Source organism: Arthrobacter sp. 05T45 (genome assembly GCF_056395875.1).
Window position 1 is genome coordinate 366,817 of the sequence record NZ_JBFTKI010000001.1, and the last position, 15,607, is coordinate 382,423.

The following is a 15,607-nucleotide window of genomic DNA, read 5'->3' on the forward strand; positions in this document are numbered from 1 at the left end:
AGCGTGACTTCACTGTTAGGGCACTCCAATGGTAAGTCGGACTATTGAGGTCCCGTAGTCCGGTGCCGCGCCGAGTGCGAAGGCGTCGGACAGAGAGACATATCGGACGAAATAGCCCCTGATGGTTTTGTTCTTGATCGTCCCGCCTAAAGACCAACTGTTCGTGGCAAAGTGGTAACCGGTGACATGGAAGGCGGCAAATCCCTTCACGTAGTACTTGCCGCTGGAGCCGTTGCCGGTGGCCACGTCGTACAGCGGGAAAAGGACTGTTTGGTCGTTCATCTTGCTCAAGTCCGCAGCGGTGCATTCGCCTGGTGCGCTCGCGCCCGTGTTGCTGGAAAACCAAACGCCAGAGTTGTTTGCTTGTCCGGCTGACAGGGTGACTCCGCATTTTGCATCGCTGTCCGAAATCCAGCCGAAGCCACCCGGGATCTCGCCACAGCCGCCGGAATCCATGTCCAGGACCTGTTCGGCGCCAGCCAGCGAACCTGGCGGCAGGTTGAGCTTGCATTGGGCAATGGCCAGGGGCAGAAGGATCGTGCCCGTGGACGGCGTTCCCCACTCCACGCGGGAGGTAGCGGTTACTTCGGCGCTTGAAAGGCCCAAGGCCCGGGCGAAGAGCAGGGTAACCCGGTTAGGCGCTTTCCCGGTTTCCTGTGCCCCGGCTGTCACTTTCACGGTGCGGGCGGCCTTGTCCAGTACGAGGTCGGCAACGTTGCTTTTCCCGTCAGCAGCATTGCTATCGGCGAGGCTGCGGGCGAGGGCGGAGGTGGTGGAACAATCGGCGTCGTTGATGTTTTTCGCGCACTTCTGCGCGATGGCCAGGGCTGCGGCATCAGCCCCGTTGCGCAGTTGGGTCCGCTCGGCATATAGCATGCCGACGTCGACCGCCAGCGCCGCGAACCCCAACAGGGTAACCATGAGGATCGCGACCAGGATGCTGATGGCGCCGCGCTCGCCGTTGGCTGGTGACGCTGCTAGCCGCCGCACAGCATGACTCCTTTGCCTTCCATGGTGAACGGACCCGCGATGCCGGTCATCGTCGAGAGCGAATAAGTGATCTTGAGGGTCACTTGGATTCCGGTGGCGCAGGTGGCGGGGGTGATGGTGATATTGGTGTCGCTGAGCGCCGGCTTCAGCGCGGTGGCTGAATTCCTGGCCGCCGTCCGCGCAGCACTGGGGCTGTTGCTGATGGCCATGACCCGGACGCCTTCGCGGGCGGCGCTGGAGAGGCTGACCTGGGCGTTGTAGGCCCGGCCGAATTCGCTGATGCCGAGCAGCAGCATCACCAGGATTGGCGCGAGAAGAGCGAATTCCACGGCGACGGCGCCCCTCTCCGATGTTTTGGACATGGGCGACCGCCTTCCGTTCGAGTGTGGGCTCTGGATGCGACAGGGTGGCAGCGGCCCAGGGCCACTGCCACCCGCTGGCAGTCTGACTAGCGGCAGGAAGAGGCCGCTGCAGTCACACCGGTGCTTGCCGGCACGGCTGCCGTGTACGACTTACCGCTGACGCTGCACGATACCGATTCAAATGTGGTCGCCAAAGTGCCGCCGAGCATCGTGACGGCGACGATGATCACGACCGCGATGAGGGAGACCATGATGCCGTATTCGACGGCGGTGGCGCCGCGCTGGTCGCGGCGAAGACGGGCTGCGAAGCTGGAGAGAATGGAACGCATTGGTGACTCCTGAGCGAGTTGGGAGGCTGGCCCTGCACCAGCACTGAGAGGAACTTAGCAACCGCCGACACGCCCACGATTGCCTTTGCCGCATCCTGTGCCAAGGCTTCCCAAACTGCACGTTTCCTGTACATTCCCTGCGCGCATCTTGCGCCTGGAATGCAACATTGCTGTAGCCGGGCCCACAGAATGACCCCCTTGGCTCTGGTCCAAGGGGGTCCGGTATCTGGGTCTCCTGCGGCCGGCCCCGTGCACGCCGGCCGATCATTCAGCTCGGGATCCGTATCAGCCGGGAGTTGGAACTGATCGCATTGACCGCAGAGACGAAGATCGGGCCGAGTTCGTTTCCGCTTGCTGCGCAGAAGAAGAAGTCTCCGTCGGAGTTCTCGGTAGTCCGGAGCGCCGCTGTTGAGCAGTCGTTGTCGGCGTCGCTGGCGACGCCGTGTGAGTCCTTCGATGCCGCGGTGGCCAGGACGTTCCGGACAAACGCGCCGCCGCTGCCGCACTGCGCGGTTGTTGCGTCTCCGAAGGCGACCGTCACGATGAGCAGGCCCGCCGCCTTGGCGTTCGTTGCGACCGCGTTGAAGTTGTTGCACGCAGCTGACCCGTTGGTAGTCCCGATGTCGTTTGCGTTGTTCAATGAGTTGTCGGATCCCGCGACGTTCTGCTCGTTGGGTTGGCCGTCCGTTTCCAGGATGATGGCCTTGCGCGCCGTTCCAGCGCGCGGGGGCAGGCTTCCCAGGTTGTTTGAGGGCATGCCCAGCACGTACCGTGAGGCGGCTTTGAGGGGTGCCGCCAGATACGTTCCTCCGCTCGACGCCGACAGGCACGTCAGGGCCTTGACGAGCGTGCTGCTCGTGTTCAGTGGTGGCGTTCCGCCTGGAATTGCGGGGTTCTGGGTGTAGTCGTTGGAGAACGGAACGGGGATCCAAGGACCTGTGTTGTCCGTGGATGGCGTGGTGATACAGCTTCCGGGAGATGCCTTGCTTCGGTGGATCGTGCCCAGCGCTACGTATTGCTGATCCCTGGTCATGGTCTGCAGGGTGCTCTTGATCCCGGTGACCATCAGGTCCCGATTCGCGGTGCTCATGCTGCCGGTTCGGTCTGCCACTATAGCGATATCCATGGGATTCGGGATCTGGGCGCCGCAGGAACCCTTACAGGCATCTGACGCCAGCGAGCCCGTATTGCCGGTATTAATCCCGATCACGGGCGCGAAGTTGAACGCGACGTCCTTATCGTCGGTCACAGTGATCGAATTACAGGCGTTGCTGCCCCCCGGGATGCAGGGGATCGCGCAGATGGTTTCGCTGCATCTGGCACCGGCGATCGTTCCGGGGTTGCAGACGCTCGGGATCTGGCTGCTCAGCACGGTCCGGCCGGCGCCTGTTGACGCCACCACACACCAGTAGGTGATCGTGGGGGCTGCTGCGGGGTCGTTGGCCCGGGCGAATGACGCGGCCGCGTTGCGGGCGGTCACCGGGTCGCCGGGGAGGTACGACGCACCAGCCAGCGCGGCGGCGTCCAGCGCATTGCTCAGATGCTGGCGCTCGTAGACCAGCTTGCCGACGTCGACGGCCATTGCAAGGGCTCCGAAGAGTACGGGAACCATCAACGCGAAAATGACCGTCGCCGCCCCTCGCTCCCGGGATGCCCTACCGTGTGTGTTCTTGTCTTTCAATTGCCCCCGGTTATTACCGACGCTACGTATCCACTTCAGGAACGATCCTGGTGTCAGGGAGTGCATGATCCTCCGGTCCAACGCTGTGCGCCCGCGGCCACAGTCGCGGGGCTTTCCATTTTCATGACGGCTTTTGCTTCGAACACGCCGCCTAGTACCCACGAATAGAACCCGCTCAGCGACGACTGGGGGTAGCGCAAGCAGACGACCATAAGCCCGGGAGCCCCAGCCAACGTGTCGACGGCGAATCGCACCTGGAGCTTGCTGCTGTCAAGCGATCCCCGTGCGCGGTTTGCGGACGCAATGACGTCACCCTGTGTGACTCCCTGCCGCGCGCTTTCCCGTGCCGCCCCTTGCAGGCTGACGCTTTGCCCGAGGGCCGTCCCAAAATCAATTACCCCAAGGAGCATGGACAGGAGCAAAGGAAGCACCAAGGCAAATTCAACTGCCGTCGCACCGCGCTGCCGGTCATCCCGAACCTTTCGATGTCCTGTCCTGGACCTAAACATCTGTTGCTCCTTACAATCTGGTTGATTCCTGCCCACTCCGGCGAGGTGAGGGATGAATTGCGTGCCGGCTTAGTTGCTTTCGCTACCGGCCCGAAAACGTGGCGATTGCATTGATGACGGCAGGGCCGAGGATTACGATAAACAGCGGCGGAAAAATAAAGAGAAGCAACGGAAAAACCACAGCCACGGGAAGTTTCATTGCTTTTTCCTCTGCCCGAAGACGTCTCTTGATCCGCATCTGGTCCGCCTGGGGTTTCAGGACCCGGGCGACCGAAAGGCCCTGCACATCGGCCTGGATGACAGCGCCCACGAAACTCTTCAAATCCGCAACTGAGGACCGCGCGGCCATGGCTTTGTAGGCCTCACGGCGGGTTCTTCCGGCCTGGATGTCCTGCAGGGTGCGCACCATCTCGTCCGCCAGCGGACCCTTTCCGCTCGTCCCCACGCGGGCCATGGCGGCTTCAAAACCGAGGCCGGCCTCGACCGAGATGAGCAATTGGTCCAAGACATTGGGCAGATCCAGCTGCAATCTCGCCTGGCGTTTTGTGCTGCTGTTGTAGACCAGAAGGTCGGGGAGGAAGTAGCAGGCTGCCGTGAGGCACACTGACAGCAGGACCCCCTGCGGAGTCTTTGTGCCGCCCAAAAGAAGTGCCAACAGAACTCCGCCAAGGGCCGCAAACGGTTTCAAGCTCAAGAGGCGGTCCAACGGCATGGATGCCGGCCGGCCCGCATTCCCGAGCATCCGGTCCAAGTGGGACACATAGGCCGCGGGTGTCAGCCTGCGGGCAAGAAGCAGCAGCCAGTGAGGGCCCGCCGGGGAGGCACCTGCCTGCGGGGCCGAAACGGCAGCCAGCCTGGATTGGATCAAGCGGCCGGATGACCTGTCGACGCCGATCAGGGACCAGGTGAAGTAGGCCAAAGGAAGGATGATGCTGGCGATCAGCAGCCAGACTGTGGGGGTCATGTGCTCAGCTCCTTTTAGAATTCGATCTTGACCATGCGGCTGATCCAGAAGGATCCGATGGCCATCATGACCACGCTGGCTGTGATGAGGACCCAGCCCAGCACAGTGGTTGTCAGGACCGACATGTATCCCGGATTGACGAGATTGATGAAGATTGCGACAAAGAACGGCAGCGCAATCAGGATGTATGCCGAGAACTTTCCTTCTGCCGCCAAGGCACGGACCTGGCCCTTGATCTGAGCCCTTTCGCGCACGGTCTCCGCGACATGGTCGAGCACTCCGGCCAGGTCGCCGCCAACTTCACGGTTGATCTCAATCGCCTGGCTGAGCCATTCGAAGTCCTCACATTGCATCTTGCGGCCCACCTCGGCCATCGACTCCGAAACCGGCCGGCCGACCCTGGCCTCGTTGACGATCCTGGCGAGTTCCTCGCCCATCGGCGCCGGCATCTCGACGCTGGCCGTGTGCATGCTCTGGGCAATGCTGTGGCCGGCACGCAGGCTGCCGGAGAGGGACATGAGCATGTCGCTGAGCTGGCCCTCGAAGGCGGCGCGGCGGCGGCCGGTCTTGAAGGAGAGCAGCGCCTTAGCGCCCACCGGACCGATGGCCGCGAACAGGACGGTGAGAAGCCAGCCTTGCAGCACGTAGCCCGCCAGACCCAGAATGAAGGAGGCAACCAAGATCAGGACGATGAATTCGGACGGCCGGAGTTTCAGGCCCGCCTCGCCGAGTGCATCGCGGCCGAATGGGCCGCTGCTCTTGTGCCCGACGCGACGCTCCACGGCGGCGACTGTGACGCCGCTCAGCTTCGAAATCATCGACGAGTTGGACTCCGCCGGCGGCCTCCTCCGGTCGACGTGGATGTCCGCGTACCGGGGACGGAGGGCGACAAAAAGGGCGAGGGCCAAGCCAGACAGAATAAGTACAGTGCCGGCCAGCAGAGCGTAATCGTGGGTCACGGTGCTCACCGTCCTGTCTTGGCGGAGGCGGGGAAGAAGATTTCGCCGGGAACGCTGATTCCCAGGTCGGCGAACCGTTCGACGAAGCGCGGGCGGACACCCGTGGGAACAGGCTTGCCGATGAATCGGCCATCCTGGTCAACGCCCGCCGCGTAGTCGAAGACGAATGCGTCCTGGAGAGTCACCACATCACCTTCCATGCCGAGGACCTCGGTGATGTGGGTGACCCTTCGGGTGCCGTCCTTTAGCCTGCTCAATTGGACGATCAGATGGACTGCGCTCGCGATTTGTTCGCGGATGGCCCGCAGTGGAAGATCCATCCCCGCCATAAGCACAAGGGTCTCCATACGGGCTACGGCGTCCCGGGGGGAGTTCGAGTGCACGGTGGAGATGGATCCGTCATGGCCAGTGTTCATGGCCTGGAGCATGTCCAGGGCTTCCCCGCCTCGGACTTCTCCGACCACGATCCTGTCCGGCCGCATACGCAGGGAGTTCCGGACGAGGTCTCTGATGCCAACGGCTCCGCGGCCTTCGACGTTTTCGGGACGGCTTTCCAAACGGACCACGTGCTCCTGCTGCAATTGCAGTTCCACGGCGTCCTCAATGGTGACGATGCGTTCGTCGTCGGGAATGAACGAGGAGAGAACGTTGAGCAGTGTGGTCTTTCCCGTGCCGGTACCACCGGAGACGATGATGTTCAGGCGAGCCTGTACACAGGCGTGGAGCAGCTGTGCCATGGCCGGTGAGACGGAATCGAACTTGATCAGGTCCTCGACGGTCAGTGGTACGGCGGAGAACTTTCGGATCGTCAAGGAGGGGCCGTCCACGGCGAGGGGCGGGATTACGGCATTGACTCGCGAACCGTCCTCAAGCCTGGCGTCAACCAGCGGCGAGGACTCGTCAATGCGGCGTCCCACCCGCGAGACAATCCTTTCGATGACTCTGCGCAGGTGGGCATCCGAACTGAACGTTGTCCCGGTCAAGTGCAGTCGGCCGCCGCGTTCCACGTAGATGCGGCCAGCGCCGTTGACCATGATCTCGGAGACCAGCGGGTCGTCTAGCAGCCGCTGCAGCGGCCCGAGGCCCAGGACTTCGTCCACGATCTCCCTGATGAGACGCCGCCTTTCTTCCGGTGTCAGGGGGACCTGCTCGTCATCGATAAAGGAGCCAAGGGCCTCGCGCACCATGCGGCGCACGTCGCCTTCGTCCAGGCTGCTGTCGGTGATGCGATTGCCAAGACGGGCTGTCAGCTCCTCGGCCGCGCGCTTCTTGATCCCTGCCAGGGCGTCCGAGGAAGCGGCTTGGGGTGCCACGGCCAGGGTTCCCAGCAGATTGTTGCCGGCAGGTACGGCCGCCGGCAGAACCGGAACCGTGGCGGTACCGGGCGTGTGGTCCGGCCGGGCGGGGCCTTCCGTGGCCATCCGGACGGCTTCAAGTCGGTCAACAAGACTCATGGCTTTTCGCCCCTTCGGTTTGGACGCTTGCTGGCGGGTGGGGACGAATTCTGCCCGAAAAGCGCAATAAGGTTTCTCAACCCTTTCAGGGCAGGATCCCGACGGTTGTCCTGGATCAGCGGGACGCCGGCATTCGTTGAAAACGGCAATGTGCGGGACCACGGCAGGATGATGTCCACCGGCAGGCCAACCGTGGCTTCAACGTCTTGGACGGTTAGTCCGCTGCGCTTGTCGGCGAAGTTGAGGACAATTGTGTTCGACGGGGGCATCAGGTCCAGTTGCCGCAGCACGTCCAATCCGTGGTTGAGGCCACGGATGCTGGGAATATCCATGCCGCAAACCCAAACCCCGTCGGTGGCCAATTCCAGGACCGCCAGGACTTCTTCCCCGAGGCCCGGTGACGTATCCAAAATGACAAACGGGAACTCCAGCGAGAGCTGGTTGATCAGAGTCGTCACGTGCGCCGGCTTGATCAGGTCGGCATCTGCCGGCCGGCGCGGCGCACACATGGCGTACGCCCCCGACGGATGCGGGCTGAGGAAAGCCTTGAGCACCATGGCGTCACTTGATGCGGCACCCGAGACTGCGTCATTGATGGTGTACTGGGGCTCCAGGCCAAGCCCTGAGGCCACGTCGCCAAATTGAAGGTCGAGATCGACAATGACCGCCCCCATCGGTGCCAGTTTGGCCAGACCAACGGCCAAATTGGTGGCAACGGTGGTCTTCCCCACTCCGCCCTTCGGGGACATCACAGAGATCACCCGCCCACGTACCCGTTTCTGGCTGGCATCATCGGCGGCAATCTGCTTGCGGCTCCTGGACGTTTCGGCAGCGTGTTCCAACGCTTGACGCATTAGTCCAGGCTCCGTGTCCGGCGGCAGGACATCGCGGATGCCGGACCGCATGGCGGCCAGCGTAAGCTCGGGTGCCGCGACTGCCGCCAGCACGAGCACAATGTCCGGGAAAGCGTGCTCCAAGCTTGCCGCCAGGGTGAGCATCTGCTCCGACCGGACGTCCGGGCCGAAGACCATCACATCGATGGCGCCGCCCAAGTTTTGGGCCAGCAGATGGCCGGGGCTGCCGCCCGCGGCTTCGGATGCAAGGACCTGGACGTCGTGGGTGTCGCCCAGGGCTGTGGCGAGATGGCGCTCGAACTCCGGGGATGAGGTCAGGACTAGGAAGCGGCTCATTGGAAGATCCCGCTGGTGGTGACGGCTGTGCGCTGGCTCGCGGGTGTCTTCGCCGTTTGTTTGGTCAGCCAGATATTGCCTACGCGGGCACTGAGAATGATCTTGGCGGAGTCAGTGGAATTGCGGGCGAGGGTCACAAACGAGGAGCCGGTGGGAACAGCGGACGTTCCATCTGCCGTGTTGCCGCTGCTGGGCGGCGCCTGCTGGATTGCAGTCACCAGAACCTTGTCAAAGACCAGCTGAGTGCTCATGACTTGCGGAGCCGCAGGATCCCCCTGGGTAACGTAGAGTCCCACCAAGTCTCCGGCACGAAGGGTGCCGCCGACCACGCTTTCCGGGGGCAGGAGAACGGTGACTTCCTGCATGCCGGCGGGCACCTCCACTGCGCCCGGGGTGACACGCTGGGACGGGTCCACCAGCCGGCTTGCCAGCAACTGTTCGCCCGGTTCCAGGGCCACAGCCGTGACCTGACCCGTGATTCCGTCCAGCGAGGACAACGCACCGTCGGCCTTTGCCGCATCCGGAATGGACCGGAGCCGTACGTGCGAACGGAGTTCTTCCACCGTCGCGCCGGCCGGAACCGCTGAATCGACCACGACGACGTCGACGGGCTGGAGAGATTCTTGTGCCCGACGGTCTGCATTCGACACGTAATTTACCAACATCAGGGTGCCGGCGATCGCCAGGACTAGCGCAGCCAGCCCCGCGACTAAACGAGATTTCATGACTAATTCCTCACCTCTTGGAAAACCTCAAGATTGCTTGGGCGCACATTAGGGCGTCAGCCTGGGCGCGGCTTGCCGCACCGTACGCCCTCCGCCGAAACGCCTCTGCCGGCTGCCCGGTGTGGCGGACAGCCGGCAGAGTGGCGTGCGTTGTGGGCGGTTGGCCGCTACGGTCCTACCCGCGGTGCGACCTGGCGGGCGATGTCGCCGAAGGCCGTGTTGAGGTTGTTGCCAAGGGTGGTAACCGCGCCGATGATCACGACCGCGATCAGGGCGACCATGATGCCGTATTCAACGGCGGTGGCGCCCTTCTCCTCGTCCGAGAGGCGGTTCTTGATTCCAGAGACAAAAGCGAGCATTGAGACCATGAGACCAGTCATTTTCTTATTCCTTTTCCAGAGTTTTGAATAGTGAACGAATTTCCAGCAAATCCCCTTCGCTTATTTGCTGGAGCTTCGTTGGAACAACATTTGCACGGCCGCAAACGGCACGGCAATGAAGTTCGATACTCGACTTTTGGAAGGAAAATGCGGGCACCACCTGCCCGCATTTGAGAGGTGTACTCAGTTTCCAAGTAGGGGCAGGGCTCGATTACTTGGTTTGATAAGGCGTCTTACTTAATCGGCACCCTTGCACATGCGGAGGCCACCTAGGGCAGCAGCAGGATAACGGCCAGTCCGGCAGCCAGCATCGAGGGCCCGTAGGCCACTTCATTCGGCTTGTTTCCGCGATTTTTCAGCACTATGACCACTGAAGCGGCGCCACCCGCGACGAACCCCAGGGCTCCGCCATAGAACAAGTGGGACCAGCCTAGGTAGCCCAAGTACAGGCCAAGTGGTGCCGCGAGCTTCACATCACCCATTCCGAGGCCGTTTCGGCTGGTCAGGGCCAGAAAGAGGTACAAAACGAACAATATTAAGGCGCCGGCGACCCCGCGTAGCAGGCTACCTGCCTCGTTGGACACCCCGGCGGCGGCCCCGAGTAACACAATTCCGACCACCAATAGGGGTAAAACCATCCGGTTCGGCAGTAAGTGGTGCAAAAGGTCGATCCGCGCCAGCTGGACGCCGGCTGCCGCCAGCAATACATAGGCGGGTAGCTCCGGGGAGGCGCCGAACCGACAGGCCAGCAGTGCGGACAGCGCGAAGGTGGCCGCCGCCGTCGTAAGCCTCATGCGTACCGTCAGGGGTCCGCCTAGGCGGGGGAGCGTGCGCCGGATGATGAACTCGGCCAGCAGGGACAGGCATGCCCCGGCGACACCAATGCTGACTATGAAGGCGATGAAGGGAAGGCCGGTGAGCGATCCGGTCGGCTGCGCCAGGATGGTCGGCTGCCCAAGCAGCAGGGAGATGGTGCCGGCGGCGGCGGGATCGGACACGGTTCCTCCAGGGATGCGACGGGCCGGCACGGGGCTGTCTGACGAAACAGGGAGCAGACAGGATGCATCCGGACACCCCATTTTGACCCAACAGGCCGCCGTCGGCTATTCTTGGTAGTCGTTGTGCGTGTCCTATCTCGATGGTGCGTGCCCGCTTGAGAATCCGGTTGCAGGATAGCTACTCAACGTGCACATTCGAGACCTCAGGATGACTGGTTACATGGAGCCCTCACCTCTGTTCCGGTAGCGCATAGATAGTAGGTGCACCGTAAGAGTGACGCCTAAAACAAGAACGCCAGAACAAGAACGAGGCAAACACCGTGCGTACGTACACCCCGAAGCCCGGCGATATCAACCGCCAGTGGCACGTCATTGACGCCACCGACGTTGTCCTTGGTCGTCTCGCCAGCCAGACCGCAATCCTGCTGCGCGGCAAGCACAAGGCCACCTTTGCGTCCCACATGGACATGGGCGACTTCGTCATCATCATCAACGCTGAAAAGGTTGCCCTCACCGGCGCAAAGCTGGAGCAGAAGCGCGCATACCGCCACTCCGGCTACCCGGGCGGCCTGACCTCCGTCAACTACGCGGAGCTGCTTGAGTCCAACCCGGTTCGCGCCGTGGAGAAGGCCATCAAGGGCATGCTCCCGAAGAACTCCCTCGCTGCCCAGCAGCTGGGCAAGCTGAAGGTGTACCGCGGTGCAGAGCACCCCCACGCCGCCCAGCAGCCCAAGACTTTCGAAATCACCCAGGTCGCCCAGTAGTCCTGGCCACCAACCAACTTTTTATCAAGGAGAATCGTGGCTCAGAACGAAGAACTGACCACCGAAGCCGTCGAGGCTGAGGAAAACCTGACCAGCTACACCTCGGAGAGCGGTGCTGCGGAAGCAGCTGCGCCGAAGAAGGAACGCCCGGCACTGACCGTTGCCGGCGCTGCAGTTGGCCGTCGTAAGGAAGCCGTTGCGCGCGTTCGCGTTGTGCCCGGCTCCGGCAAGTGGACCATCAACGGCCGCGAGCTGGCGAACTACTTCCCGAACAAGCTGCACCAGCAGGACGTCAACGAGCCCTTCAAGATCCTCGATCTTGACGGCGCCTACGACGTCATTGCCCGCATCCACGGTGGCGGCATCTCCGGCCAGGCCGGTGCCCTGCGCCTCGGCATCGCCCGTTCGCTGAACGAGATCGACACCGAGAACAACCGCGCCACCCTGAAGAAGGCCGGTTACCTGCGCCGCGACGCTCGCGTCATCGAGCGCAAGAAGGCCGGTCTCAAGAAGGCCCGTAAGGCTCAGCAGTACTCCAAGCGCTAAAAATGCGCCTACCCAACCGTCGGCCGCTGGCGCGACCGACGGTTGGGGCCCTCGGCGCTTTTTAGCGCTCGGGTCCAGAAGCGTTAATTCTGCTTCCAAGCGCTTCTGGCGCTTGCACGAAAGCCCGTTCCGCCACTCGGCGGGGCGGGCTTTCGCCGTTTAAGCCGGACTTGCCCCGGCCATCGACTAAACTTGGTCCGATGTCTAGATTATTTGGAACCGATGGAGTCCGGGGCCTGGCGAACGGGTTGCTGACCGCCGAGCTCGCCTTGCAGTTGGCCCAGGCCGCCGCCGTCGTACTTGGCCATGACCGCAACACGACCGGGAAACGGCCGATCGCCGTGGTGGCACGGGACCCGCGGGCCAGCGGCGAGTTCCTCGCGGCTGCCGTGGAAGCGGGGCTCTCCAGCTCGGGAATCGACGTCTACGACGCCGGCGTGCTGCCCACCCCGGCCGCCGCCTACCTCGTGGCGGACCTCAACGCCGACTTCGGCGTCATGATCTCCGCCTCCCACAACCCCGCGCCGGACAACGGCATTAAGTTCTTCGCCCGCGGCGGCCAGAAGCTGCCCGACGACGTCGAGGACGCCATTGAAGTGCAGCTCGGCAAGGAGCCCTTCCGGCCCGTCGGCGGTGAGGTGGGACGCATCCAGCGCTTCTCCGACGCCGAGGACCGCTACATCGTGCACCTGCTGGGCACGCTTCCGCACCGCCTGGACGGCCTGAAGGTCGTCCTCGACTGCGCCCACGGCGCTGCCAGCGGCTGTTCCCCGCAGGTGTTCAAGGACGCCGGCGCCAACGTGATCGTCATTGGCGCCGAACCTGACGGGCTCAACATCAACGAAGGGGTCGGCTCCACGCACCTCGGCCCGCTCAAGCGGGCCGTCCTGGACCACGGGGCGGACCTCGGCATCGCGCACGACGGCGACGCCGACCGCTGCCTCGCCGTGGACCACGAAGGCAACGAGGTGGACGGCGACCAGATCATGGCCATCCTGGCCGTGGCACTCAAGAACGCCGGAAAGCTTAAGGACGATGTCCTCGTGGCCACCGTCATGAGCAACCTCGGCCTGAAGATCGCCCTGCGCGACGCCGGGATCAGCCTGCGCGAAACCGGTGTGGGGGACCGTTACGTCCTCGAGGAAATGCGCAACGGCGGCTACAGCCTTGGCGGCGAGCAGTCAGGGCACGTAATTTTTGCCGACCACGCCACCACCGGCGACGGCGTACTGACGGGACTGCAGATTGCCGCCCAGGTGGCACTCACCGGCCGCCCGCTCAAGGAGCTGTCCACGGTGATGACCAAGCTGCCCCAGGTCCTCATCAACGTCAAGGGCGTGGATCGTACCCGGGTCAAGGGCGATGCGGTGGTGGCGCAGGCGGTATCCGCCGCCGAAACCGAACTCGGCGACACCGGACGCGTCCTGCTGCGCCCTTCGGGCACCGAGCCGGTGGTGCGCGTGATGGTGGAGGCCGGAGACCACAAAACCGCCCAGGGCGTCGCTGAGCGCCTGGCCCAGGTGGTCCGGACCGAACTGGCTTTGGAGCTCGTCCCCGAGTAGCCGGCCGGCAACGGATCCGTCCGCGAATCGCTGTGCCCGGCGACGCCGGGTTTCCCCACCTATGCCCGCGTCCGACGGCTTGTGGGCCGGTTGCGCCGGCGTGTACCGGCGTCGTGGAGGCAAAGATGGGGAAATTCCGCGCGGACCGACGCGCCGCCCCACGGGTAGGCCGGCGGCGCCTACAAGTACGCCGGGGCGGCTTCCAGGCCGAAGTATTCCTCGAGCGTGCCGATGCCGCGGGCGCGCATGTCCCCGGCCGCCTCCTTGCCGACGAAGCGCAGATGCCATGGCTCGTAGAAATACCCGGTGATTTCGTGCAGCATCCACGGGTAGCGGACCACGAAGCCGAAGCGGTGGGCATTCGCCTTTGCCCAGATCGCCGCCGGGCGGTCCTTGAACTGGGGCGTGAAAGAGTCCGCCCCGCTGCCGTCGCCGATGTCGAACGCCCAGCCCGTCTGGTGCTCTGAGTAGCCAGGCCGGGCCGAGGCGGTGTCAGCCTCCGCCTGACCGCGGGAATTCACGTAGCTGCCGTAGGTTGCCCGCTGCGTCGCGAACGAACGGTACCCGCTGGCCAGGGTGATGATGACGCCGTCGGCAGCCGCTGCCGCGAACATCCTCTCAGCCGCTGCCGCCGTCGTGCCGTTCACCAGTACCGCCTCGCCCGACGTCGCCAAACGGACGGCCGGGCGGGCCAGATCCGGCGGCACAAAGGTGGCGGGGGAGAGTGGGCGGTGCTTGTTGACGACCACCCACGGGCTGGTGGGGTCCGAGAGGGAATGTTGCGGCCCCGGCGCCGCGGCCGAAGGAGGGTGCGCCGCGGCCGATGGCGGGACAGCTGACGGCGCCGGCGTCGCCGCAGTGGTGCTTTCCGGAACGGAAGCCGACGATGAGGTTGCCGGCGGGGTCGACGCCGCGGCGGCGGCGGTCGGCGTCGAACTGCCGGTGGCGGTGCCCGGCGTCGGCCCCGGCGTGCCGGACGGCGTGAAGGACTGGGCCGGGGTGCAGGCGGACAGCGCCGCGAGGCCCGTGCCCGCCAGCAGGAGGCGGCTGAAGGCCCGGCGGCTCGGCGATTCCGGGCCGGCTTCCTGCCGTCCCGCCGTCCCGTCCGCGTCGTCGTAGCACATCTGTGCTAGACCTTCCTCAGCAGCATCCGGCGGATGGAGTGGTCGGCGTCCTTGGTGAGGACCAGTTGCGCGCGGCCCCGGGTCGGGAGGACGTTTTCCTCGAGGTTGGGCTCGTTGATGCGCTTCCAGATCTCACGGGCGGTCTCTTCGGCCTCGGCATCGGAGAGTGTTGCGTAACGGTGGAAGTACGATTCCGGCTGGGCGAAGGCTGTGCTCCGCAGTTTGCGGAACCGGTCCACGTACCACTCCTCGATATACGTAGTTTTCGCGTCGACGTAGATGGAGAAATCGAAGAAGTCACTCAGGGCCAGGCCCTGCCTGCCGTCCTGCCGCGGCCGGGCCGGGGCCAGGACGTTCAGCCCCTCGACAATCAGCACGTCCGGACGGCGCACCACCACTTCCTTGCCGGGGACGATGTCATAGGTGACGTGGGAATACCAGGGGGCCCGGACCTCCTCGGCGCCGCCCTTGATCTCGCTCACGAAGCGCAGCAGGGAACGGCGGTCGTAGGACTCCGGAAAACCCTTGCGCTCGAGCAGTTGCCGGCGCTTAAGCTCGGCGAGCGGGTAAAGGAATCCGTCCGTGGTGATGAGCTCCACGTTGGGGGTGCCGGGCCAGCGCCGGAGCATTTCGCGCAGGACGCGGGCGATGGTGGACTTACCCACGGCCACCGAACCGGCCACGCCGATCACGAACGGCGTGCGCTGGGTGCTTTCGCCGAGGAAGGTGGTGGTGGCCGCGTGAAGCTGGCCCGCGGCTTCCACGTAAAGGTGCAGGAGCCGGGACAGCGGCAGGTAGACCTCGCGCACTTCCTTGATGTCGAGGGGGTCCCCGAGGCCGCGAAGGCGGAACACATCCTCTTCATTAAGGGGCTGCTCCATCTGGGCAGCGAGCCGGGACCAGGTCTGCCGGTCCAGCTCCACGAACGGGGAGACACCTTCCCCGTTCGCTTCATTGCGTTGCAAAGTCACCCTAGAGATTCTGCCCTTCACAACGCCGAGAGCGAAATGGACTGGCCGGTGGAAGCCGGGGCAGGCCGTCCTGAGCCCCGCGCAGGGGCCTTCACGCCC

General features: G+C 64.0%; 17 protein-coding genes. 3 read left to right on the forward strand and 14 right to left on the reverse strand.

Annotated elements, in window-relative coordinates; translation table 11 throughout:
• Positions 1 to 15: 15 nt before the first annotated feature.
• The 12 genes from AC1DGD_RS01795 to AC1DGD_RS01850 form a co-directional block, all read right to left on the reverse strand.
• Positions 16 to 990, reverse strand: a complete 975-nt coding sequence (locus AC1DGD_RS01795) for a pilus assembly protein TadG-related protein (protein ID WP_476855699.1) — start codon at positions 988 to 990, stop codon at positions 16 to 18.
• Entirely contained in the window at positions 978 to 1,352 is a 375-nt protein-coding gene (locus AC1DGD_RS01800; RefSeq protein WP_476855700.1) for a TadE/TadG family type IV pilus assembly protein, read from the reverse strand. Before AC1DGD_RS01800 ends, AC1DGD_RS01795 begins: the two co-directional genes overlap by 13 nt.
• An 86-nt stretch (positions 1,353 to 1,438) precedes the next feature.
• Complete coding sequence (locus AC1DGD_RS01805) at positions 1,439 to 1,681, reverse strand: Flp family type IVb pilin (RefSeq protein ID WP_476855701.1); 243 nt, start codon at positions 1,679 to 1,681, stop codon at positions 1,439 to 1,441.
• A gap of 268 nt (positions 1,682 to 1,949) precedes the next feature.
• Complete coding sequence (locus AC1DGD_RS01810) at positions 1,950 to 3,428, reverse strand: pilus assembly protein TadG-related protein (protein ID WP_476855702.1); 1,479 nt, start codon at positions 3,426 to 3,428, stop codon at positions 1,950 to 1,952.
• On the reverse strand, positions 3,416 to 3,871 hold the full coding sequence (locus AC1DGD_RS01815; protein ID WP_476855703.1) for a TadE/TadG family type IV pilus assembly protein: 456 nt from the start codon (positions 3,869 to 3,871) through the stop codon (positions 3,416 to 3,418). The genes AC1DGD_RS01810 and AC1DGD_RS01815 overlap by 13 nt, the downstream gene beginning before the upstream one ends.
• Before the next feature lie 82 nt (positions 3,872 to 3,953).
• A complete protein-coding gene (locus AC1DGD_RS01820) occupies positions 3,954 to 4,565 on the reverse strand; it encodes a type II secretion system F family protein (RefSeq protein WP_476855704.1) in 612 nt (203 codons plus the stop codon).
• A gap of 284 nt (positions 4,566 to 4,849) precedes the next feature.
• Positions 4,850 to 5,794, reverse strand: a complete 945-nt coding sequence (locus tag AC1DGD_RS01825; protein ID WP_476855705.1) for a type II secretion system F family protein — start codon at positions 5,792 to 5,794, stop codon at positions 4,850 to 4,852.
• Between the two features lie 5 nt (positions 5,795 to 5,799).
• Complete coding sequence (locus AC1DGD_RS01830; RefSeq protein ID WP_476855706.1) at positions 5,800 to 7,248, reverse strand: CpaF family protein; 1,449 nt, start codon at positions 7,246 to 7,248, stop codon at positions 5,800 to 5,802.
• Positions 7,245 to 8,300, reverse strand: coding sequence for a CpaE/TadZ family protein (locus tag AC1DGD_RS01835; RefSeq protein WP_476855707.1), 1,056 nt, complete (start codon positions 8,298 to 8,300; stop codon positions 7,245 to 7,247). Before AC1DGD_RS01835 ends, AC1DGD_RS01830 begins: the two co-directional genes overlap by 4 nt.
• A gap of 134 nt (positions 8,301 to 8,434) precedes the next feature.
• Positions 8,435 to 9,163, reverse strand: coding sequence for a Flp pilus assembly protein CpaB (gene cpaB / locus AC1DGD_RS01840; RefSeq protein ID WP_476855708.1), 729 nt, complete (start codon positions 9,161 to 9,163; stop codon positions 8,435 to 8,437).
• Between the two features lie 167 nt (positions 9,164 to 9,330).
• On the reverse strand, positions 9,331 to 9,543 hold the full coding sequence (locus AC1DGD_RS01845) for a Flp family type IVb pilin (RefSeq protein WP_476855709.1): 213 nt from the start codon (positions 9,541 to 9,543) through the stop codon (positions 9,331 to 9,333).
• Between the two features lie 269 nt (positions 9,544 to 9,812).
• Complete coding sequence (locus AC1DGD_RS01850; protein WP_476855710.1) at positions 9,813 to 10,541, reverse strand: prepilin peptidase; 729 nt, start codon at positions 10,539 to 10,541, stop codon at positions 9,813 to 9,815.
• A gap of 320 nt (positions 10,542 to 10,861) precedes the next feature.
• On the opposite strand from AC1DGD_RS01850, the gene rplM reads away from it, so the two are divergent.
• The 3 genes from rplM (at position 10,862) to glmM (ending at position 13,413) form a co-directional block, all read left to right on the forward strand.
• The gene (gene rplM / locus AC1DGD_RS01855) at positions 10,862 to 11,305 is read left to right on the forward strand and encodes a 50S ribosomal protein L13 (protein ID WP_015937805.1); all 444 of its coding nucleotides are present in this window, start codon (positions 10,862 to 10,864) and stop codon (positions 11,303 to 11,305) included.
• A 36-nt stretch (positions 11,306 to 11,341) separates the two neighbouring features.
• Positions 11,342 to 11,851: a 30S ribosomal protein S9 gene (gene rpsI, locus AC1DGD_RS01860; protein WP_018773707.1), complete on the forward strand. Its 510-nt coding sequence runs from the start codon at positions 11,342 to 11,344 to the stop codon at positions 11,849 to 11,851.
• A 200-nt stretch (positions 11,852 to 12,051) separates the two neighbouring features.
• Positions 12,052 to 13,413: a phosphoglucosamine mutase gene (glmM, locus tag AC1DGD_RS01865; protein ID WP_476855711.1), complete on the forward strand. Its 1,362-nt coding sequence runs from the start codon at positions 12,052 to 12,054 to the stop codon at positions 13,411 to 13,413.
• A 179-nt stretch (positions 13,414 to 13,592) separates the two neighbouring features.
• On the opposite strand, the gene AC1DGD_RS01870 is transcribed toward glmM, so the two are convergent.
• Both AC1DGD_RS01870 and coaA read right to left on the reverse strand, forming a co-directional pair.
• Positions 13,593 to 14,537: a M15 family metallopeptidase gene (locus tag AC1DGD_RS01870; RefSeq protein ID WP_476855712.1), complete on the reverse strand. Its 945-nt coding sequence runs from the start codon at positions 14,535 to 14,537 to the stop codon at positions 13,593 to 13,595.
• Positions 14,538 to 14,542: 5 nt separating this feature from the next.
• Positions 14,543 to 15,508, reverse strand: a complete 966-nt coding sequence (coaA, locus tag AC1DGD_RS01875; protein WP_476855713.1) for a type I pantothenate kinase — start codon at positions 15,506 to 15,508, stop codon at positions 14,543 to 14,545.
• Positions 15,509 to 15,607: the final 99 nt, after the last annotated feature.